Origin of the sequence: Paracoccus aurantiacus (assembly GCF_007993065.1) — a bacterium.
GTDB lineage: Bacteria > Pseudomonadota > Alphaproteobacteria > Rhodobacterales > Rhodobacteraceae > Paracoccus > Paracoccus aurantiacus.
Genome location: NZ_VOPL01000003.1, coordinates 383846 through 403722, shown reverse-complemented (window position 1 = coordinate 403722; position 19877 = coordinate 383846). Strand labels below are relative to the sequence as shown.

17 protein-coding genes and 1 tRNA gene are annotated in these 19877 nt (G+C 63.3%); 7 read left to right on the top strand and 11 right to left on the bottom strand.

What is annotated here, in order from left to right:
* Positions 1–31 precede the first annotated feature (31 nt).
* On the bottom strand, positions 32–1267 hold the full coding sequence (locus tag FQV27_RS10325) for an ABC transporter substrate-binding protein (protein ID WP_147098050.1): 1236 nt from the start codon (positions 1265–1267) through the stop codon (positions 32–34).
* A 178-nt stretch (positions 1268–1445) separates the two neighbouring features.
* On the opposite strand from FQV27_RS10325, the gene FQV27_RS10320 reads away from it, so the two are divergent.
* Positions 1446–2513, top strand: a complete 1068-nt coding sequence (locus FQV27_RS10320) for an ester cyclase (RefSeq protein ID WP_246133065.1) — start codon at positions 1446–1448, stop codon at positions 2511–2513.
* Positions 2514–2570: 57 nt separating this feature from the next.
* On the opposite strand, the gene FQV27_RS10315 is transcribed toward FQV27_RS10320, so the two are convergent.
* Together FQV27_RS10315 and FQV27_RS10310 are read right to left on the bottom strand one after the other, a co-directional pair.
* Complete coding sequence (locus tag FQV27_RS10315) at positions 2571–3728, bottom strand: nuclear transport factor 2 family protein (RefSeq protein ID WP_147098048.1); 1158 nt, start codon at positions 3726–3728, stop codon at positions 2571–2573.
* 318 nt (positions 3729–4046) lie between these two features.
* Positions 4047–4123, bottom strand: a tRNA-Arg gene (locus tag FQV27_RS10310).
* A gap of 99 nt (positions 4124–4222) precedes the next feature.
* On the opposite strand from FQV27_RS10310, the gene FQV27_RS10305 reads away from it, so the two are divergent.
* From FQV27_RS10305 to FQV27_RS10295, 3 genes are all read left to right on the top strand, one after another.
* Positions 4223–5239: a LacI family DNA-binding transcriptional regulator gene (locus FQV27_RS10305; protein WP_147098047.1), complete on the top strand. Its 1017-nt coding sequence runs from the start codon at positions 4223–4225 to the stop codon at positions 5237–5239.
* 93 nt (positions 5240–5332) lie between these two features.
* Complete coding sequence (locus FQV27_RS10300; protein WP_147098044.1) at positions 5333–6091, top strand: DeoR/GlpR family DNA-binding transcription regulator; 759 nt, start codon at positions 5333–5335, stop codon at positions 6089–6091.
* Positions 6084–7283, top strand: a complete 1200-nt coding sequence (locus FQV27_RS10295; protein WP_147098042.1) for an MFS transporter — start codon at positions 6084–6086, stop codon at positions 7281–7283. The genes FQV27_RS10300 and FQV27_RS10295 overlap by 8 nt, the downstream gene beginning before the upstream one ends.
* Before the next feature lie 7 nt (positions 7284–7290).
* On the opposite strand, the gene FQV27_RS10290 is transcribed toward FQV27_RS10295, so the two are convergent.
* Positions 7291–7887 carry a hypothetical protein gene (locus tag FQV27_RS10290; protein ID WP_147098040.1) on the bottom strand — a complete coding sequence of 199 codons (597 nt, stop codon included), beginning with the start codon at positions 7885–7887 and terminating at the stop codon, positions 7291–7293.
* A 129-nt stretch (positions 7888–8016) separates the two neighbouring features.
* Here FQV27_RS10290 and FQV27_RS10285 point away from each other — a divergent pair, with 129 nt between their 5' ends.
* Positions 8017–8649: a LysE family translocator gene (locus FQV27_RS10285; RefSeq protein WP_147098038.1), complete on the top strand. Its 633-nt coding sequence runs from the start codon at positions 8017–8019 to the stop codon at positions 8647–8649.
* Between the two features lie 73 nt (positions 8650–8722).
* Here FQV27_RS10285 and FQV27_RS10280 read toward each other — a convergent pair whose 3' ends face one another.
* Positions 8723–9583 carry a D-amino-acid transaminase gene (locus tag FQV27_RS10280; protein WP_147098035.1) on the bottom strand — a complete coding sequence of 287 codons (861 nt, stop codon included), beginning with the start codon at positions 9581–9583 and terminating at the stop codon, positions 8723–8725.
* 346 nt (positions 9584–9929) lie between these two features.
* Here FQV27_RS10280 and FQV27_RS10275 point away from each other — a divergent pair, with 346 nt between their 5' ends.
* Positions 9930–10343: a VOC family protein gene (locus tag FQV27_RS10275; RefSeq protein WP_147098033.1), complete on the top strand. Its 414-nt coding sequence runs from the start codon at positions 9930–9932 to the stop codon at positions 10341–10343.
* A 26-nt stretch (positions 10344–10369) separates the two neighbouring features.
* Here the strand turns inward: FQV27_RS10275 and rsmA are convergent, their stop codons facing one another.
* The 6 genes from rsmA to lptF are packed head-to-tail and all read right to left on the bottom strand — an operon-like array spanning position 10370 to position 18101.
* The gene (rsmA, locus tag FQV27_RS10270; protein WP_147098031.1) at positions 10370–11233 is read right to left on the bottom strand and encodes a 16S rRNA (adenine(1518)-N(6)/adenine(1519)-N(6))-dimethyltransferase RsmA; all 864 of its coding nucleotides are present in this window, start codon (positions 11231–11233) and stop codon (positions 10370–10372) included.
* Entirely contained in the window at positions 11230–12225 is a 996-nt protein-coding gene (pdxA, locus tag FQV27_RS10265; protein ID WP_377768770.1) for a 4-hydroxythreonine-4-phosphate dehydrogenase PdxA, read from the bottom strand. The genes rsmA and pdxA overlap by 4 nt, the downstream gene beginning before the upstream one ends.
* Complete coding sequence (locus FQV27_RS10260) at positions 12203–13468, bottom strand: peptidylprolyl isomerase (RefSeq protein WP_147098029.1); 1266 nt, start codon at positions 13466–13468, stop codon at positions 12203–12205. The genes pdxA and FQV27_RS10260 overlap by 23 nt, the downstream gene beginning before the upstream one ends.
* A gap of 33 nt (positions 13469–13501) precedes the next feature.
* Positions 13502–15850 (bottom strand): LPS-assembly protein LptD, encoded by a 2349-nt coding sequence (locus tag FQV27_RS10255; RefSeq protein ID WP_246133064.1) that lies wholly within the window; start codon positions 15848–15850, stop codon positions 13502–13504.
* A complete protein-coding gene (gene lptG, locus FQV27_RS10250) occupies positions 15850–16950 on the bottom strand; it encodes an LPS export ABC transporter permease LptG (RefSeq protein ID WP_147098025.1) in 1101 nt (366 codons plus the stop codon). Before lptG ends, FQV27_RS10255 begins: the two co-directional genes overlap by 1 nt.
* A complete protein-coding gene (gene lptF, locus FQV27_RS10245) occupies positions 16947–18101 on the bottom strand; it encodes an LPS export ABC transporter permease LptF (RefSeq protein ID WP_147098023.1) in 1155 nt (384 codons plus the stop codon). The genes lptG and lptF overlap by 4 nt, the downstream gene beginning before the upstream one ends.
* A 146-nt stretch (positions 18102–18247) precedes the next feature.
* On the opposite strand from lptF, the gene FQV27_RS10240 reads away from it, so the two are divergent.
* Positions 18248–19876 (top strand): leucyl aminopeptidase, encoded by a 1629-nt coding sequence (locus tag FQV27_RS10240; RefSeq protein ID WP_147098021.1) that lies wholly within the window; start codon positions 18248–18250, stop codon positions 19874–19876.
* Position 19877 lies beyond the last annotated feature (1 nt).

The window sequence follows — 19877 nt, the reverse complement described above, 5'->3', positions numbered from 1 at the left end:
GGGGCGCCAGCGATGGGCGCCCCGGCGTGGGTCAGTCGATGAAGCCGGCCTCGCGCGCCGCGGTCGTATATGCGGCGGTCACATCTGCCAGGGCCTGTTCGGCGCTTTCCTGATCCTGCATGTATTCAGCCAGGTTATCGCCAAGCGCTGTGTGCAGCAGCCCCATATAGGGCAGCATCGGATAGGGCCGCGCGCCGCCGTCCAGATCGGCCACGACGCCGGCAGCGGCTGGGGTCGGCTCGTATCCCTTGACCAGCCAGACGGCGGCTTCGGGATTGGCCTTCACCGTATCGGGCGAGATGCCGACCATCATGGCGCGGAACGACGCCTCGGCATCTTCGTCCGAGATGTTCTTGGCGATGACGAACCCATCCCACCACAGCGCGACCGCGGGGATGTCGCCCCCGCCGATTGTCGGGGCAGCGGCGAACTTGGTGGCTGCGGCGATTTCGGGGCTGGCACCGCCTTCGGCAATATATTCGCCTGTCGTCGATCCCCAGCTGAACTGGATCGCGGTATCGCCTGCTTCCCACATCGGGCGCAGGGTATCGGTGCCATAGGTGATGAAGTCGGGCGACATGAATTCGCTCATCGCCTTCATGGTTTCCAGCGCCTTGATGCCGTTTTCGTTGTTGATATCCGCCTCGGCAGTGCCGTCCTTGAAGAAGTCGCCGCCCGTGCCGAGATAGGTGTTGACGAAAGCGTTCCCCAGATACCAGCCCGCCTGATAGGCAACTGCCAGCGGGTCCTGAATGCCTGCGTCGCGCAGCTTCTGCCCCGCAGCGAGCAGTTCGTCATAGGTCTTCGGCACCTCGATCCCGTTCTCGGCCAGAATATCCTCGCGATAGAAAAGATGCTCGGCATTGGCCATGAAGGCGATGGCCATGATCTGACCATCGACGCGGATCAGCTGGCTTTCCTGAAGGTCCTGCCCCCATTTTTCGACATATTCGTCAAGCGGGCGGACCAGCCCGTTGGTCAGCAGCGGCGTCACCGAATTGGTTGCGATCATGGCCACGGTATAGTTCGCCGGGTTGGTGGTCAGGGCCGGCACCTGAATGTTCTTGTGTTCGGTCGTCTGGTTGCGCGTCACCGTCACCGTGTCGCTGGCGCAGGTTTCGGCGGCGTCCGCCACGACACGCAGTGCTGCGAAATCGTTCGAGAGGATGCGCACCGAACCTTTTTCGATCCCGCATTCCGCAGCCGCCAGCCCGGCGCTGCCGAACAGCGCCGCCACCGCGACAGAGGCCTTCAGAAATTTATTCATGATCCGTCTCCTGTTGAGAGCAGCTTGCGCCGGGGGAAGGGCCCACAGGCGGCGATTGAAACTTTGTTTCTTTGTGGCGTCAGGAGGTGAAAGAACCTGTTGCAATCTGACGCTAACAAGGCTTGCATACGAATGCAAGAAATTTCTCAGGGAATGCCCGAGCGTGGCGGAGGGTGGAGTGGAAGACAACAATATGACGGCGCGAAAGCAGCTGCTGACCCGGCTTCAGGACTTGGCGGGTGTGCGCCCGGACGGCCTGCCGGACGCGATTGCGGCGCTGTATCACCCGGACGCGGAGTGGCGCGGGGCACATCCGCTGAACGAGATGCGGGGGACCGAGGCGATTGCCGCGAATGTATGGCAACCGCTGATGGATGCCGTCCCGGATCTTGAACGGCGCGACCTGATCCTTGTCGGCGGCAGCTATCAGGGCCGTGACTATATCGCTGCGCTGGGTCATTACTGCGGCACGTTCCGGCGCGACTGGTTGGGCATTCCCGCGACGGGCGGCGCGGTGTTTCTGCGCTATGGCGAGGTTCACCAGATCCGCGACGGGCGGATTGTGCAGTCGAATTGCCTTTGGGATGTGCTCGACCTGATCCGGCAGACCGGCATCTGGCCCCTCGCGCCCAGCCTTGGCGCTGAAGGCATGTGGCCCGGCCCGATCACCTGCGACGGCATCATATTGCACCCGCAAGATCCCGCACAGGGCGCGGCCAGTCTGGCGCAGACGCTGGCGATGCACGGCACGCTGGGCGCCTATAACGACGAAGCGGGCGAGGGGCGGCAGGGGCTTCTGAACATGCCCCAGAAGCAGCACTGGCACCCGAAGATGATGTGGTATGGCCCCAGCGGGATCGGCACCGCGCGCGGGCTGGCGGGCTTCGTCGATTGCCACCAGCTTCCCTTCCGCACAGCCTTCCCGAACCGCAAGGGTGGCGGGCAATGGGACGAGATCGCGGCCCTGAAAAGCGAACTCGGCGGCGGGCATTACATCCGTATCGGCGAAGGCCCATATTCCGTAACAGGCGGCTGGCCGAGCGTGTTCGCCATGCATACCGGCGGCGGCTTTCTTGGCCTGCCACCGACTGGCCGGCCCGTCACGATGCGTGTCATGGATTTTTACCTGCACGACGAAGGGCTGATCCGCGAAAACTGGGTTCCGCTGGATATGCTGGACCTGCTGATGCAGATGGGCGTCGACGTGCTGGGGCGAATGAAAACGCAGTTGAAGCTTGGCCGTTAGCCATCAAAAAGCCCGGCGACGCTTTCGCGACGCCGGGCAGGCGGGGAGAAAGGGAACTTATTCCGTCGAGACTTCGGGACGTGCGGCGGGCGCATCGGCCATCTGCGCAAGCTTCACCTGCATCAGCAGCGACAATTGGTCATAGACGCGCCATTCATCGACGATCTTGCCGTCCTTATAGTGGAAATGGCTGATCCCCATGATCTGGACATGCTTGCCGGTCGGCTCTCCAAGCTCATGCAGCAGGCCATAGCCCAGGTGGTGCCCTTCCAGAATCCAGCGCACCGCGACTTTGGTGCCGCCTTCCTCGCAGGGGGTCGAACAGATGTGCTGCGGGCTGAACCGCGCATCGGGAAGCGAGCCGATCAGCCCCAGCGTCTGATGCGTGACGGCGGCGATGCCATACATCTCGACCATCAGCGGGCCGTGATACTGGCATGTCGGCGCATAGACATCCTTGATCCGACCCAGCATGCGCTGGTTCCAGACCGCGTGCAGCCAGCGCAGCGTGTCACGTTCCAGATCGGAATTCGCGATGGACAGATCGGCTTCGGCATCCGGGGGGTATTGCCCCAGCATCCGACGGTTTTCGCCGATATCGACGGCCACAAGCCCCTTGTCGAACAGGCGCTTTGCGATTTTCTCGGCAAAGGCATCGGCGTCAAGACCAAGCTGTTTAATGATCGCCATTTGGTCGGCCACGACCCATTCGCGATAGATCTTGTTCGCGTGGATCATACAATCCGCAATGGTCCGTGACGTGAAATTGCGCCCAGTTGGCGGGCCGTAATGGCCGTATTGCGTATGCCGCCCCGACCCCGTGACCAGGTGCGAGGTATAGAACCCATCCTTGTCGTTCCCGCCCCAGACGACATGGGTGGCCATCCCCCGCCGTTCCGGAAGACTGACGAGGCGCTGAATCGTGTCACGCACCACATCCTCGCGGTCATAGATCGTGCCCATCGTGCCGTAGAGTACGCAGTTATGCGTGTAATGCGTATAGATCAGCCCGATATCGCGCTCGTCCCAGATCTTGTGGGTGCAGCGCACGATATAGTCGACGATGTCGGTATAGATCTCGTCGAACCCCTCCATTGGCTGGACGCGTTTGCGGCCGTCGGGGACCAGTTCGACGAAATCGCGCCGTTCCACCTGCAGAACCGGTTCGGCGGTTCGGGATACGTCACCGCCGTCTTTCTTGTCATTACCAGCCATTCCTAACCTCCCCCGGTCGATCAAAAGCGAGTGCGCCTACCGGAACGTTAGCAGTTATGCATACGAATGCAAACGCTCCGTGAGGCGAACGAAATCCTGATGCGAAGCCCCTGTCCTGATGTCTCCGACGCGAACCGCGCGTCACGCCGGCTTTGGTATTGCCCGATCCGTCGCTGACCAGCGCCGCGAGTCTCTGATCGCGACGCCGGATCAGCTAGGTCGCGAGACAGGCAGACGTCAGCGCCGCCGTTCCGAAATTACGCTCGGCTGCACCCCCAACCGCGAATCGGATGGATTTGTGGTAGGCACTTAAATTGATGGTGACCCCGACAGGACTTGAACCTGTAACCTGCCCCTTAGGAGGGGGCTGCTCTATCCAGTTGAGCCACGGGGCCGCCGGGCATCCTTGTGCCGTGAGAAGCCGGATTTGGCAATATGCTTGCCCTTCCAACATGCTATGCGCTAACACAAGCAAACTGTTCGGGTCAAACTCCATGCCACAACGCACGAAACGCCGTCCGCTGACACTCCGTGATGTGTCCGAGGCCTCGGGTGTGTCGGAAATGACGGTCAGCCGGGTGCTTCGCAATCGCGGCGATGTGTCGGCGGCGACGCGTGAAAAGGTGCTGACGGCGGCCAAGACGCTCGGATATGTGCCCAACAAGATAGCAGGCGGGCTGGCCAGCCAGCATGTCAACCTGGTTGCAGTGGTCATACCGTCGCTGGCGAATCTCGTGTTTCCCGATGTGCTGAGCGGGATTTCGGCAGAGCTTGACGATACGCCCCTGCAGCCGGTCATCGGGGTGACGAACTATTCTCTCTCACGCGAGGAATCGGTGCTTTATGACATGCTGTCATGGCGTCCGTCCGGTGTCATTCTGGCCGGCCTCGAACATAATCGCTCGTCAAGGGCGATGCTGGAAGCGGCGTCGGTTCCGGTTGTCGAGATCATGGATATCGACGGCGACGTGATCGATACTGCGGTCGGGATCAGTCATCTGGAGGCCGGGCGTCAGATGGCCGCCGAGATCCTTGGCGCGGGCTACCGCCGGATCGGCTTTATCGGCACCCATATGCCCGAGGATCACCGCGCCAAGAAGCGCCTCGCGGGGCTGGAGGAAGCGCTTCAGCACGCGGGCGTTCCGCTGGTCGCGCGCGAATTCTATCAGGGCGGATCGTCGCTGGCGAAGGGGCGAGAGTTGACGGAGCGTATACTCGCCCGCGAACCCGATCTGGACTTTCTTTACTATTCCAATGACATGATTGGGGCAGGCGGGCTTCTGTGGTGCCGCGAGCAGGGCTTCGACATTCCGGGAAAGCTGGGTTTGGCCGGGTTTAACGGCGTCGATCTGCTGGAAGGCCTGCCCATGCGGCTTGCCACGACGGATGCACGGCGGGTCGATATCGGGCGCCGCGCCGCGCGGATCGTCGCCGGAAAAGAGCCACGGCCCGAACAGGGAAAGCTGTCACTCGCCCCGCATTTCATGCCCGGCGACACGATCCGCAAATAGCCGCGCAGCGACTTTCCGCGACCGCGCCGGCCGGGGCTTGCAGTCCTGTAAATAAACCTGCAGAAGCGTGCAGGTTCTTGCAGGAATTTGCACATGCTCGATCTTAATTGTCCGCAGACACGTCAGACGCTGATCTCCGAACGGCTGGATAACAACCGGCCCCTGATCGCGTCGGAACTGGCCGCCGAATTCGATATCTCGCTCGATACGCTTCGCCGCGATCTCATTGCGCTGGAGCAGCGCGGAGTACTTCAACGGATACGCGGCGGTGCGATACCCGCCTCGCCGCCATTGCCGCCCTACGCGACCCGCGCGCTTCGGCCCGAGCCGGGGCTGGACGCACTGGCAGAGGCCGTGGCTCCGATGCTCGCCGGACTTGGCACGGTAATTCTGGACGGCGGCACAACGATGAATGTCGTCGCCGCGCGTCTGCCGGAAGGGTTTGATGGGCTGGTTGTGACGCCAGCGCCGTCGGTCGCACTGGCCGCGTTGCAGCGTGGTGCGCGCGTTCATCTTATCGGCGGCGCGCTGTGTCCCGATGGCGCGATTGCCACGGGTGGCGAGGCTGAGCGCGCAATATCGCAGATCGCAGCGGATATTTGTCTTCTCGGCGCGTGTGGTTTGTGGCCCGGATTTGGCCTGAGCGCCGAAGACAGCGCCGAGGCAGGCGTGAAACGCGCCATGGCGGGCGCGTCGCGGCGTGTCGCAGTCGTAGCGCTGCAATCGAAACTGGCGCGGCGGGGGCGGCATCGCATCCTCGGCGCAGAGGAAATCGACCTGCTTGTCACCGATGCGTCGCCCGAGGAAACGGGTCCGTTCCGGGACGCGGGAACAGAGGTGCATCATGTCTGAGATCGCTGCAAATCCGAAAGTTCATCGCGGGGCTTTGTGGGCAGATGCCGGCTGGCGCGCCGTCACGGCGGCTTTTACGCTGAACGGGCTGCTGTTCGGTGTCTGGGCATCGCGCGTGCCGGGCTTCAAGGAAAGCTTCGCACTGTCCGAGGCAACATTGGGGTTCCTGCTGTTGGCACTGGCAGGAGGCGCGATCGTGTCCTTTCCGCTTGCCGGCGGGCTGAGCGAGAGGCTCGGCGCGTCGCGCATGACGGTCATCTGCGCGATCATCTATTGCCCCGCATTGATCGGCCTGGCACTTGCGCCGACGCCGTTGATGCTGGGTATCGCCCTATTCATCTTTGGGGCGCTGCACGGCTCGATGGATGTGGCGATGAACGGCTGGGGTGCGCGGGTCGAAAACCGCATGGGGCGCGCGACCATGTCAATCTTTCATGCCATGTTCAGCCTGGGCGCGGGGGTAGGCGCGGCCAGCGGCTATGTTGCTGTGCGCATGGGACTGGCGCCGATCAGCCACTTCGCAATTACGGCTGTTCTGGGCGGGGTTATCGCGCTTGCCATGATGATCCCGGCGCAGGAACCGCGTCCTGCTGTTCTGTCCGCAACCGGTGCCACTGCCGCAAAGACGCGCCTTTTCGCGCTGCCGACCGGCAGGCTTGCCTTGGTTGGACTTGTCGCTTTCGCAATCTCGATGGGCGAAGGCGCGATGGCGGATTGGAGCGCGGTTTTCCTTGCCCGTCTGCCCGAGGTCAGCGAGGCACAGGCAGCGCTCGGCTATGCCGCATTCAGTCTCATGATGGTGCTGACCCGGATGTCTGGCGGCTTCTTCATCGAAAGGCTTGGGCCGGTCAGGGTGACGCGGCTCAGCGGGTTGATCGCGGCATTCGGTTTATCGGTCGTCATTGCGACAGGCAATCTTGTGGTGGCGCTTTTCGGCTTCGCGCTGATCGGCATTGGCTACGCGGTGGTCATGCCGCTGGTATTCTCGCGCGCCGCGAACGATCCCGATATGGCACCCGGCCCGGCCATCGCGAGCGTTGCGACGGTGGGGTATGGTGGCATGCTGCTGGGTCCGCCCGTTGTCGGCTTTGTTGCCCAGTTGACCGGGCTGCCCGTGTCCTTCGCGATGCTGGCCGGCCTGGCGCTTTGCGCAGTAGCACTGGCGCCGGTGCTTCGCGTCGGCGCACGGTAGGGGGCGGTCAATCCGGAAATCGGAAGCGACCGTGTTCATAGCGTTCTTCGGTCTGGCGGCAGTTCGTCGGCAGATCGTCACCGGCGACACGGAAGTCTTCGCAGGTCATGATCAGGTCATTGCGATAGCCGAGCAGGAACGATGCCAGCGCGATGATCAGGGTCAGCACTGCAAGGTTCAGGCTCTGGCGCCGTCCGCGCACGGCCAACACCTCTGGCATGGCGATTGGCAGTGTCACGCGAATGATATGCGGCACCGAGAAGAAGCCGGTCGCAAACATCAATGCGTCATTAAGCCAGCGCATGGGAGTACTGCCGGTTTCGAAACGCAGTATTGTCGTAAGCAGCCACAGACTTGGCAGCGCCAGCAAAAGCACGTCGCGGCGGGTCAGGATGTCCTGATCGCGCTTTCGGTCGACCAGCAGCCCAGCCAGCAGTGCTGCGACCGAGATCGCCCAGATCTCCAGCAGCCTGTCAAAGAAGATCGTGCCATACGCGCCCAGATCAAAGCCGATGGGCCAGATCGCCACCGCGACGACTATGGCGGCGATGAAGAAATGCGTGCCCGGCTGTCCTTTGCCGTCCTGCTCGTCCGGGGATGACATGCTGCCGCCTTTCGCGTTGCCCTGCACCCAGACTGACAGGTTGCAAGCCGGGTTCAATACCCGCGCGATTGTGGTTGTGCGCGGGCGGCGCGCAGCTATGCTGTGCGGCGACCCGGATGAGAGATCGCCATGCCTGACATGACCAACCTGCTGGCCTTTGCCGCAATTGCACTTGGAATGGTGCTGACGCCGGGGCCGAACATGATCTATCTGATCTCGCGCTCAATCTCGCAGGGGCCCGTGGCGGGGCTGATCTCGCTTGCCGGGGTGGCCACGGGCTTTGCGGTCTATATGCTTTGCGCAGCGTTCGGGATCACCGCCTTTGTCATGGCCGTGCCATATGCCTATGACGCGCTGCGGTTCGCGGGGGCCGGCTATCTTCTGTATCTGGCCTGGCAGGCGGTCAGGCCGGGTGGGCGTTCGGCCTTTCAGGTCAAGGCGCTGCCGAAGGACGGGCCGCGCAGACTGTTCGCGATGGGGCTGCTGACCAATCTGCTGAACCCGAAGATTGCGGTGATGTATCTGTCGCTGCTGCCCCAATTCATCAGCCCGGACCATGGCAGTGTGTTGGCGCAGTCGCTGGTGCTGGGTGGTGTTCAGATCGCAATCAGCGTCACCGTGAATGCGGCAATTGCCGTGACGGCTGGCGGCCTCGCAGGCTTTCTGTTGCGCCACCCGGCATGGATGGTCGCGCAGCGCTGGCTGATGGGAACCGTGCTGGCCGGACTTGCCGTGCGCATGGCGACCGAGGCACGGCGCTGAAACAGCCGCTGGCTGCACTGTCGCCCGGCCCGTCACAGCAAAAGACCCGGCGCGATGGCCGGGTCTTTCGGGATTACAGCGCGGTCTTGCGCATCTCGTCAAGATAGATCTCGCGCAGTCTTGCCGCCACATTTCCGGGCGTTCCGGTGCCGATCTTCGCTCCGTCTATGGACACGACCGGCATCACGAAGGCGGATGCCGAGGTCACGAAAGCCTCGTCTGCCTGCTTGGCCTCATCCGGGGTGAAGCCGCGTTCCTCGACGGTCATCTGCGCCTCGCGCGCAAGGCGCAGCACGGCGGCGCGGGTGATGCCGTGCAGAATGTCATGCGACAATTCGCGCGTGATGATTGTGTTGCCCTTGACGATATAGGCGTTGTTCGAGGTGCCTTCGGTGATCTTGCCCTCCTCGACCAGCCAGGCATCGTCCGCGCCCTGTGCCTTGGCGGCCATCTTGGCCATGGACGGATACAGCAACTGCACCGTCTTGATGTCGCGCCGGCCCCAGCGTTCGTCCGGCACCGTGATGACTTTCCAGCCAGACTGCGCCGCTGGATTGTCGGCAAGGCCGGGCTTCGACTGGGTGAAGGCCACAACCGTCTGTGGCGTGTCCTTGGGCGGATAGGCGAAGTCGCGGTCGCCCGGATTGCCCCGCGTGACCTGCAGATAGATCATGCCGTCGGTGATATCGTTGCGCGCGACCAGTTCGCGGAACATCGCCAGATAATCAGCATCTGGCATCGGGTTGCCGATTTCCAGCGCGTCAAGCGAGCGGTTCAGGCGCGCCTGATGGCCGTCGAAGTCGATCAGCTTGCCGTCCAGGACGCTGACCACCTCATAGACGCCATCGGACATCACGAAACCGCGGTCGAAGATAGAAACCTTGGCCTCTGTTTCGGGAATATACTCGCCATTGAGGTAAACGGTGCGGGACATGCGAGACTCCTGTGCCTTGTTCGCGGCTGTCATGCGCCTGCGGGGGCGGTGCGTCAAGCGTTCAACCGGGCAAATTGTCACATGTCCTGTTGACAGCCTGCCCTTCGGTCAGGCAGAAGAGATCGAATGTAAAGCAGATGTGAATGCATCGCGACGCAATGGAATACGCAGGGTGCCGGGCGGGGAGGTCAGGGCATCCGACGCGGGAGGAGACAGGCCCTTCGCCATCAGGTGAAGGGTCTGTTTCATTTCTGACGTCATATTGTTCGCCGTAGTTCGGCATGGGACTTGGCCCGGCCATTCGCACAGTGCACGCTGACGGCAACGTTTACCCGAGGAGGCCGTCATGGATACCCGCTTTCACCTTGCCTATCACGTTACCGATCTGGACGAAGCGCGTGCCTTCTACGGCGGCGTTCTTGGCTGCAAGGAAGGACGCAGCACCGACAGCTGGGTCGACTTCGACTTCTTCGGCCATCAGATCAGCCTGCATCTTGGCACCCCATTCAAGACCGGAAACACCGGCAAGGTCGGCGATCACATGGTGCCCATGCCGCATCTCGGGCTGGTGATGCGCCAGGACGACTGGCGCGCGCTCGCCGACCGGCTGGAGGCCGCCAAGGTCGATTTCATCCTTGCGCCGCAAACCCGCTTCAAGGATGAGCCGGGTGAGCAATCGACCATGTTCTTCGCCGATCCGTCAGGCAATCCGATAGAGATCAAGGGGTTTCGCGATTGGGAGGGAATTTTCGCGCAGTGATGCGCAACCGTTCACACCGCTTCGGGTCAGCGCTGGCGATCCTGCGGACCGGCTTCGGCCAGAATCCGCGCCAGTGCGCAGAAATGTTCCAGGTCGATCTCTTCCGCGCGTGCGGTGGGTGCGATGCCCGCAGCTTCCAGCATGACCTCGATATCCGGGTGCAGCCCGCGCAGTGAGGCGCGCAGCATCTTGCGGCGCTGGTTGAAGGCAGCGGCGGTTATTCGTGACAATACGGCAGGATCGGCAGGATAGCGTGGCGCTGGCAACGCGGTCAGGTGAACCACGGCAGAATGAATCTTGGGTGGCGGCACGAAGGCTTCCGGCGGCAGTTGCATGACGATCCGCGCATCCGCCCGCCACTGCGCCAGAAGCGCGAGGCGACCATAGGATTTGCTGCCGGGCTTCGCGACGATACGCTCTGCCACCTCCTTCTGGAACATCAGCGTCAGCGATTCCCAGAATGGCGGCCATGCTGGCGGTGTCAGCCAGCGGATCAGCAGTTCCGTCCCGACATTATAGGGCAGGTTGGCGGCGACCCGGATCGGCGGCGTCAGATGCGCAAGAGGGTCGATTTCCAGCGCGTCGCCGTGAAGGACGCTCAGCCGGCCCGGATAGGCCTCGGCAATCTCTGCCAGGGCGGGCAGTGCGCGTGCGTCCTTTTCGATGGCGAGGACGTGGCGCGCGCCCTCTGCAAGAAGCCCGCGCGTCAGGCCGCCAGGACCGGGACCTATTTCCAGCACGTCGCTGCCTGTCAGATCGCCGGCCTGCCGTGCAATCTTGGCGGTCAGGTTCAGATCCAGAAGGAAGTTCTGCCCAAGTTGCTTTTTCGCGCGCAGATCATGCGTCGAAATCACCTCTCGCAGCGGGGGCAGACCGTCGATGGTGCTCATGCGCCGCGGCCTCGCGATTGCGCAAGCTGCCAGGCCATGCGCAGCGCAGCGATGGCGCTGTCGGGATCAGCAATGCCTTTCCCGGCGATATCAAGCGCCGTGCCATGATCGGGCGAGGTGCGGATGAACGGCAAGCCGAGTGTCACATTGACGCCGCCCGCGAAATCCAGCGTCTTGACCGGGATCAGGGCCTGATCGTGATAGGCGCAGATCGCCGCATCATAACGGGCGCGTGCCGGGGCGTGGAACATCGTGTCGGCGGGCAGGGGGCCAGAAATGCGCATCCCTTCGTCGCGAAGCCGATCCAGCAGGGCGTTGATCCAGTCAACTTCCTCGACGCCCATCGCGCCGCCTTCGCCTGCATGGGGGTTCAGCCCCGCGACGGCGAGGCGCGGTGCGGAAATGCCGAAATCGCGGATCAGCGCGTCATGCGTCACCCGGATCGCGCTTTCCAGCGCGTCAGGCGTCAGCGCGTCCGGCACGTCGGAAATCGCGATGTGGATCGTCGCCGGGACAACCCGGCAGGGCGGATCAACGGTCGTCGAGGCCAGCATCATCGCGACAGTCGCGTTTCCCGCAAGATGGGCGAGAAATTCGGTATGGCCGGGAAAGCCAAAACCGGCGCCGTCCTTCAGCGCCTTCTTGTTGATCGGCATCGTGCAGATACCGGATGCCTGCCCGTCCATGACCAGTGAAACCGCACGTTCGATCACGTCGATCACACCTGCCGCGTTTGCAGGGTCGATCCGGCCCGGCATGGCGGGTGCCGCGAAATCGTGACGCAGGACGGCAAGTCCCTGATCCGGCAGGGTGTCGAGGGTTTCGATTTCAGTCCAGTCCGTGCCGCCCTGAAGATGGCGCGGATCGCCAAGCCAGACGAATGGCACCCCCGCATCCAGAAGTCTCGGCGCAAGTTCCGGCCCGATGCCTGCGGGCTCGCCGCAGGTCACTATGATCGGGCGCGTCACGTCACGGCCGGCGGATGACCGCATCGGCCCGTTGCTCGGCCAGAAATGCGTCCGCGGCCTGAGAGATCTTGCGGTTGAAAATCTGCTCTCGCACGGCCTCGCGTTGCGGAAGCGCATTGGCATCTGCGCCGGTCGTTTCCCCGCCTTCCTGCGTCGCCGTTGCCACAGGACCAGCTTCCAGCCCAGCCAGCAATGCGGGCGTCCGGTCGCACAGCATCACGACATCCGCGGCCCCGCCACGATCCACGACCGTGCTTTCGTTCTTGTCGAGCGAGGCGAGCAGGACGCCGGTATAGGCCGGGATCGAACCCTGACCTGCCGTCTCGCGGCGGACCTGCTGATCGGGAAGGCCATTGGCGAACACGTAAAGCTCGCCACAGGTATGCGACTGGGAAGCGGCGCGCTGCGCATCCGCCATGCTGGGGAACGTCACGGTCAGATAATCCAGCGTCTGCTCGTTCGCGCCCGGACGCAGCTGGCCGCGGGTGTCGCGCAGATAGAACAGGACAACCGCGCCCGGGATGCTGAGCGGCGGTGTCATCTGTCCGGGCCTCAGCCCCAGAACGATGGGGCGCAGGCTCGGGGGCATATTGTCGACGTTCATCCATTCCAGCCGTCCGCCCCGGTCGCGCGACGGCGTCGCCGAATAACGGCGCGCGGCATCTGCGAACGCGGCCTCGCTGCTGACGGTCGCGACGATATTTTCGGCCCGTGCCATGACCGCTTCTTCCTGTCCGGGCGGTGCGGGCATAATCAGTTCCGACAGCAGCACGCCCGTGACGATCGGCGTTTCGATAATGCGCTTCATCGCCTGATCCACCTCGGCATCTGAAACCGAGACCGAGGGCAGGATGCGTCGGCGAACGACCTCGCGCCAGGCGACGCCGGCCTTGATGAAGTCGCGATAGGCCTGTCTGTCGACACCATTGCGTTCCAGAAGCTGGATAAATTCGCCCGTTGTCAGATTGGCGCGCCCGGCAAATTCCGCGAGGCCCTCTTCCAGACCGACATCGCTGACTTCGACGCCGATCTGTCTGGCCGCTTCAAGGCGAAGGCGATCCTCGATCAGCAGCTTCTCGGCCTCGGCGGCGCTGGTTTGCGGCGCATTCAGCACCTGCATGAACCGGATCCGCTGATCAATCTCGTAGCGCGTCACGACCGAGTTGTTGATATAGACCACCGGCGAGAAATCCTGCGCCAGAACCGGAGTGCCCATCGGCCCGAAAAGGGTCGCCGCGAAGGCCGCGGAAAGAAGAAACTGCCGCATGTTACCATGCCCCCTTGATTATTTTGCGCCAATCTAGCGCATGCACGCGCGCCGCGCCACTGTGCCCTTGCCCTGATCCTGCTGACCGAACCCGCCAAGCCTGACCGACAGGCCAACGTCGGTTTCGGGATTGACCTGATCCGTGTCGGTGAAACGCCGCGACGCGTTGAATTCAACCGCGAGGCATTCGTTCTGATAGGTAACGCCGAGGCCCGCGCGCTGTGCGCGATTTTCTTCCAGATCGTGGCGGCTATGCGCGGTGGCCCACCAGCCTTCGGCGACCTGCCAGCCGACTTCGCCGGTCAGTTCAGAAAGGTCGGTGTCGCGATCCTCGAACTGGTCCGCCTTCATCCACAGATAACCAAGGCTCAGCTCCAGTCCCGGCCGGGCCCAGCCGATGCGCAATTCGTCCCGCGTGATGTCGCTCGCGTCGTTGAACAGCGCCCGGTTGGCGACGCTGAGGCCCGAGATGTCGGAATAGTGACCGGCAAGCAGCCAGTCCGACCGCGTTCCGCGCAGCAGGTCCGGCGTTTCATCATCTGATTCGTCGTCATCGCGCCAGATCCGTCCGGCGGCCAGCGACACCTGCCATCCGGCCGGGTCGAAGCGCGTCCATGTCACGCCCAGATTGGCGCGCAGTCCCGTTTCGCGGCCGTCCCAGCCCGGATAGCGTGACAGCGAGAACAGGTTGCCCTCGTCGAACTCGATCTGCCGGCTGTCCTCGTTCGGGACGGCATCGTCGTCGGAATCGCGGCGGGGTGACCAGACAAGCTGTGCCACGGGTTCCAGCACGTAAGATGCCGTGCCGTCGCTGCCGGTCATCGGAAAGCGCAGTTCCGTCGACAGCCAGGGCCGCGCGCGCGTGACGGTGTCGTCATAGCGGCTGTCATCCCGGATCGAATAAAAATCGGCGCCCAGACCCGCTGCTCCGGTCGCGACAAGGCCGACAGGCATGATCTCGGTTCTGCGCCAGTCCAGTTCGACAGAGGCCCGCGCCATGTCGCGCCCGATGACATCTTCGCCCGAAGGCCTGCGATGCGCATGGGCCGACCATTCCAGCCCGGCCTCGCCACCACCAAGACGCCAGCGACGGACCCACATCGCATCGGCGACCTGCGCCGGCGAGGTCGAGTTATCCTCGTCATCGCGCAGCGAGTGGTAATTGCCGGCGCGCGCCCAGACAAGCTTATCGGCCGTCACCCGTTGCAGGGTCAGCCCGCTCCATAATCTGTCTGCATCGGACACATCGTAGTCCAGCAGATAGCCGTCATCCGACACGACCTGCACCTGAAGCCCCAGCGTATAGCCACGCGGCAGATCCCATTCGGCCGCGCCGAACAGATAGCCGCGGGTATCGCCCTCTCGGATGTCGTCGCGCGTGATTGCGCCATTCCATTCTGTCGCGCCATTCCAGAGAGCCTGCCGATACCGCATCATCAGGGTATGCGTCCGCGAGGCCGAGATATACGGCGTAAGCGTCACATCGGCATGGGGTCCCAGTGTCTTGAAGTAAGGAACCATGATCCCGAAGCCGAGACTCGACGTTGTGCGAAAGCGCGGCCTGAGAAAGCCCGACATGCGCGTGACCGTCGGGTCGGGTGCCGTGACACGCCCCGGCCAGGCTGCGACGGGCAGGCCGAACGCGCGCAATTGGGGATGGTCGAAGACAAGCTGGTTCTTCTCGTCATCATGGACGATCTGCCGGGCACGGATTTCCCACAAAGGCGTCGGATCTTCGGCGCAGATCCGGCAGGACGAGGCGACAACATGATTCAGTGTCGTGAAGCGGCCATTGCCGGTCAGCGTAACCTCTGTCGCGGCCAGTTGCATCTCTCGCGCCAGCACAAGGCGCGCGCCGCGCAGCATTCCCTCTCTCATATCCTGCGACAACTGCGCCTCGTCGGCGATCAGAATGGCATCGTCACGGGTTCCCGACAGGCCGGGGCGGGTCAGATGCACAGGGCCCGTGATAGTCATATCGCCGGTTGAGCCATCATAGCGGACTTGGTTCGCGACAAGGCGCGAGCCCTGATACCAGACGACGACCCCGCCGGATGCCGTCAAGGTCCGGTCGCCTTCAAGTGTGATGTAATCTGCCAGAAGTGTCGCGGCCCCGCCCTGGTCCGGGACACCCTCGCCCGAGACTGTGACATCGGCGGGTCGGTTGCTGACCGACTGCGTAAGCCGGCTTAGCTCTGTTCCGTCCGAGAGGGGGGCATTGTTGCCTGCCGCGCTTTCAGTGGGGGCGAGTGCCGGACCATCAGCAGTGTCGGACGCGGACTCCGCCTCCCACCACGGCGTGTTGTTGGTTCCTGTCGCGAAATCCTGCGCGAAGGCAGGTGCCGCCGCGAGGCAGATGGATGCGAAGATCAGGCGGCTCATCATCCGTCCTCAAGTTGAAGCAGAACGCCGATGGCGAACAATATGGCGATTATGGGCGGACCCCATCCTGCAAAGGAAGGGGGAACGCCCGCGCTGTCGCCAAGGATCTTCGCCATGTTGCGCAGGAAGAACAGGCCCAACCCTGCCGCAAAGGCCGCAAGCACCAGCCCGCCGGTCTTGCGGCCGCGCATATGGCGCATGGTGAAAACCGACGCGATCATCACCATCGCCGCAAGCGTCAGCGGCAATGCAAGCTCCATCTGAAGCCAGACCTCGTGTCTCAGTGCGGAAAAGCCTGCCCGTTTCAGTCCGGCGATGTAGGCGGGAAGTTCCCATATCGGAATAGCCTGAGGGCTGCCGAAGCCATCGCGGATGCGGTCGGCGGTCAGTTCGGTGGGCAGTTGCATCGCATCGACGCGGGTTGCTTCCGCTTCCGGGTTAGGGGCGTTGAGCGGCCATTGCTTGACGCCGCTCAGTTCCCATTCGCCTTGCTTGAGAACCGCTTCTGTCGCCTCGATCCGGGTGGTGGGTCCGGTTTCTGGGTCGTAGATCACGAAGCTCGCGTCATAAAGCGTCGTTGCATCGGGACTGGTGCGCGCGGCGCGGATCATCATCTGGCCGCCATCGCTGCCGATCGCCTGACGAAGCCACACCGCGTCGTCGCCAAGACTGACAGTCTGGGCGCTTCCGTTTTCGATCCGCGCCACGGCGGCCGAATAATGCGACTCGGTCGCGGCGACGATGGGATTCAGGATCGCCACGGCAAATATGCCGATCAGGGCGGCCATGATCGCAGGCGCCATGACGCTGCGCAGCCCCGACCGCCCCGAGGCCCGGATCGCGACCATTTCGGAGGTTCTGGACAGGCTTAGAAACAACATGATCCCGGCCAGCAACCCGATCAGCGGCAGGATATTGTAGAAGCTGCCCGTGACGGAAAGCGCTGACAGGCGCGCCGCCCCGCCCAGGCTGATCCCGTTATCGGAAAAGCGGCGGATCTGTTCGACCATGTCGATCAGCAACAGGATCGCCATGAAGACCCCGGCCAGCAGCAGGAAGGCGCGCAGATAGCGGATGCCGAGATAACGACCGAGGATCATGCCGCGTCCCCGCTGAAGCTGGACGGCTCTGCCTTGCGCGACAGGATCGGGCGTCGGGGGCGACCTGCCAGCCAAAGCAGCCAGATGCAGATTGCGGCACCGATCAGCGCTGGCAGATACACCAACGGCCAAAGCGACGGATTGTCGCCCGCACGATTCGCCGCGAGGTTCGACAGCAGCTGAACGACGATCAGGGCAACGATTGCCCATCCGATCTGCCGCCAGACACCAAATCGGGAAAAGCCGCCGACGAGAAGCGTGGCAAAGCCCAGCATCGCGGCGACCGGCGACAACAATGGCTGGGCGATGCGGGAATGCGCCTCTAGCCGCGCCTCGGCTGCGGTCGCTCCGGTGGCGTCCAGCAGCGCCTGGCCGGGTCGCAAAAGGTGCAGCGTCGAATAGTCGCGCAGATCGCGTCCCTTGCTTGAGGACCCGCCGATCAGACTGGCGAGGTCATAGGTCGTATCCGCGAATCGCGTCACCGAAAGGTTCGGGCCGTCCGCGCCAGGACGCAGCGTCTGGATCACCCCGTTGACCATTACCAGCTTCGGCCCGGCATCGGATTTCACCATAAGCGCGCGTTCCGCACTGTAGCTGCTGACGCTTTCCGGTTTGCGGGCATCTTCCAGAAAAACGCCCTCCAGTTCTCCCTGTGGCGTGATTTCGCGGATGAAAAGCGTGACGCCGGCGACCGGATACTGAAATACGCCGGCATTCAGGAATTGTGCGGTCACGTTCTCGGCGATCTGCGCCTGCCGGTCTGCAAGGCGTGCGCGCGCCATCGGCACCAGCCCGTTCACGAGGATCGCAACCATGACCGAAACGACCAGCCCGAAAACCAGCACTGGCCGCGCCATGCGCCACGGAGACAGGCCAGCGGCCTGCATTGCCACCAGCTCTGATTCGCCCGACAGCCTGTTCGTACCATAAGCCGTCGCTGCAAAGGCCGCGACGGGCAGCACGACCGAGATGACAAGCGGCAGAGTCAGAAGCGTGAACTCCAGCACCACCAGCGCTGTCTGACCATCGGCGATCAGGTTCTCGAACAGGGCGACCGCGCGATTGACCCAATAGACCGCGACCAGCACCAATGCGAAGAAGCCGAACAGGATCAGCATCGTCTTGAGAATATATCGGTCGATGCGGTTCATATGCGGTCGCTTCTTCGGTCCTGCACCTGATTAGCCTTTGATGCGGCTTGGGGAAAGCCCGCGCGCGCAAGGCGTCTCGGGCGGCGGCTCTGGCCAAGCGTCGGACCGCGGGATAGATTTGCAGCGATATGAACAGGAGTATCCGCATGACCCATCCGGTCGAGATCCGCTTCACCGAAACAGCAACCGAAGGCCTTGCCGCGCGCGAGGGGCGGATCGCGATTGTTCTGGATGATAGCGCCAAACTTCCGTCGCGTCTTCCCAAGGCAGCGCGGGACGGGGTCGGGCGCGCGATTTCATCACGGGAATTTCAGCAGCTGAAGCCCGGTCAAGCGCTGACGCTCGCCTGGCCCGGCGGCTGGGCGGCCGAATCGCTGATGCTGGTAAAGCTGCCCCGCAAGGCGTCGGTTGCCGAGGCGAGAAAGGCCGGCGCCGCGATCGGCGCGGCACTCGGTAAGGCAGAGACGCTGGTTCTCTCGGGAAATCACCCCCTGGCAGACGAGGTTGCACTGGGGCTCGCGCTGCGCGGATACGATTTTTCGGTCTACAAGACCCGGAAAGACGATGGGACGTCGGGCGGCGGGAATGGCGGCGACGACGCGGGCGTGCCTGCGCAGGCGCTTGCCGGTGGGAGTGACGATGCCGTTCTGGGCGATGCCGCGGGGACCGCAAAGGACAAGGGCAAAGGCAAAGGCAAAGGGAAGGGACGCAAGGCTGCCGACCGTCCTGATCCTGCGCGCGCCAGCGTCACCTTCATGACCGCGAAGCCGGAAGCGCTGGCCAAGGCCGCACGCGATCAGGCCGCCGTCGCAGAAGGCGTGTTCTTTACCCGCGATCTTGTCAACGAACCCGCGAACGTCCTGACCACCACCGATTTTGCCGACCGGCTGAAGGCGATGGAGGAGATCGGCCTGGACGTCGAGGTGCTGGAGGAGGATGACCTCGCCAAGCTTGGCATGCGTGCGCTTCTTGGCGTGGGGCAGGGGTCGGAATCGCCGTCGAAGGTGGTCGTGATGCGCTGGAATGGCGGCAAGAAGAACGACGCTCCGGTCGCTCTGGTCGGCAAGGGGGTCGTCTTCGATACCGGCGGCATATCCATCAAGCCCGCCGCCGGAATGGAAGAAATGACGATGGACATGGGCGGTGCAGGCGTCGTCGCCGGCACCATGCGCGCGCTGGCGCTTCGCCGCGCCAAGGCGAATGTGGTCGGCCTTGTCGGGCTGGTCGAAAATATGCCCGATGGTCGCGCACAGCGACCGGGCGACATCGTGCGGTCCATGAAGGGCGACACGATCGAGGTCATCAACACGGATGCCGAGGGCCGTCTGGTTCTGGCAGATGTACTTTGGTATGCCCAAACGCGGTTCAATCCGGCAGCCGTGATCGACCTTGCGACGCTGACCGGCGCGGTCATCATCGCGCTTGGCCACGAAAATGCCGGGATATTTGCGAATGACGACAAGCTTGCCGATCAGGTGCTGAAATCTGCCAAGGCCGAGGGCGAGGGCGCATGGCGCCTGCCGCTTTCGCCGGGATATGACCAGTTGATCGACAGCCGTCTGGCTGATGTGAAGAATACCGGCGGGCGACCGGCTGGGTCGATCACGGCGGCGCAGTTCCTGCAACGCTTCGTTCGCGACGGTCAGCCCTGGGCGCATATCGACATTGCAGGCGTTGCCCTGCCGCCCGGCGCGACCGATCTGGCCCCTCGTGGCGCGTCGGGGTGGGGCGTGATGACCCTGAACCGCATGATCCGCGACAATTACGAGGGCTGAG

Bases quoted from the DNA above. Each gene is read 5' to 3' on its own strand.
- FQV27_RS10325 (WP_147098050.1), bottom strand. From the start codon at position 1,267: ATGAATAAATTTCTGAAGGCCTCTGTCGCGGTGGCGGCGCTGTTCGGC.
- FQV27_RS10315 (WP_147098048.1), bottom strand. From the start codon at position 3,728: ATGGCTGGTAATGACAAGAAAGACGGCGGTGACGTATCCCGAACCGCC.
- FQV27_RS10305 (WP_147098047.1), top strand. From the start codon at position 4,223: ATGCCACAACGCACGAAACGCCGTCCGCTGACACTCCGTGATGTGTCC.
- FQV27_RS10300 (WP_147098044.1), top strand. From the start codon at position 5,333: ATGCTCGATCTTAATTGTCCGCAGACACGTCAGACGCTGATCTCCGAA.
- FQV27_RS10295 (WP_147098042.1), top strand. From the start codon at position 6,084: ATGTCTGAGATCGCTGCAAATCCGAAAGTTCATCGCGGGGCTTTGTGG.
- FQV27_RS10290 (WP_147098040.1), bottom strand. From the start codon at position 7,887: ATGTCATCCCCGGACGAGCAGGACGGCAAAGGACAGCCGGGCACGCAT.
- FQV27_RS10285 (WP_147098038.1), top strand. From the start codon at position 8,017: ATGCCTGACATGACCAACCTGCTGGCCTTTGCCGCAATTGCACTTGGA.
- FQV27_RS10280 (WP_147098035.1), bottom strand. From the start codon at position 9,583: ATGTCCCGCACCGTTTACCTCAATGGCGAGTATATTCCCGAAACAGAG.
- FQV27_RS10275 (WP_147098033.1), top strand. From the start codon at position 9,930: ATGGATACCCGCTTTCACCTTGCCTATCACGTTACCGATCTGGACGAA.
- rsmA (WP_147098031.1), bottom strand. From the start codon at position 11,233: ATGAGCACCATCGACGGTCTGCCCCCGCTGCGAGAGGTGATTTCGACG.
- pdxA (WP_377768770.1), bottom strand. From the start codon at position 12,225: ATGCGGTCATCCGCCGGCCGTGACGTGACGCGCCCGATCATAGTGACC.
- FQV27_RS10260 (WP_147098029.1), bottom strand. From the start codon at position 13,468: ATGCGGCAGTTTCTTCTTTCCGCGGCCTTCGCGGCGACCCTTTTCGGG.
- FQV27_RS10255 (WP_246133064.1), bottom strand. From the start codon at position 15,850: ATGAGCCGCCTGATCTTCGCATCCATCTGCCTCGCGGCGGCACCTGCC.
- lptG (WP_147098025.1), bottom strand. From the start codon at position 16,950: ATGATCCTCGGTCGTTATCTCGGCATCCGCTATCTGCGCGCCTTCCTG.
- lptF (WP_147098023.1), bottom strand. From the start codon at position 18,101: ATGAACCGCATCGACCGATATATTCTCAAGACGATGCTGATCCTGTTC.
- FQV27_RS10240 (WP_147098021.1), top strand. From the start codon at position 18,248: ATGACCCATCCGGTCGAGATCCGCTTCACCGAAACAGCAACCGAAGGC.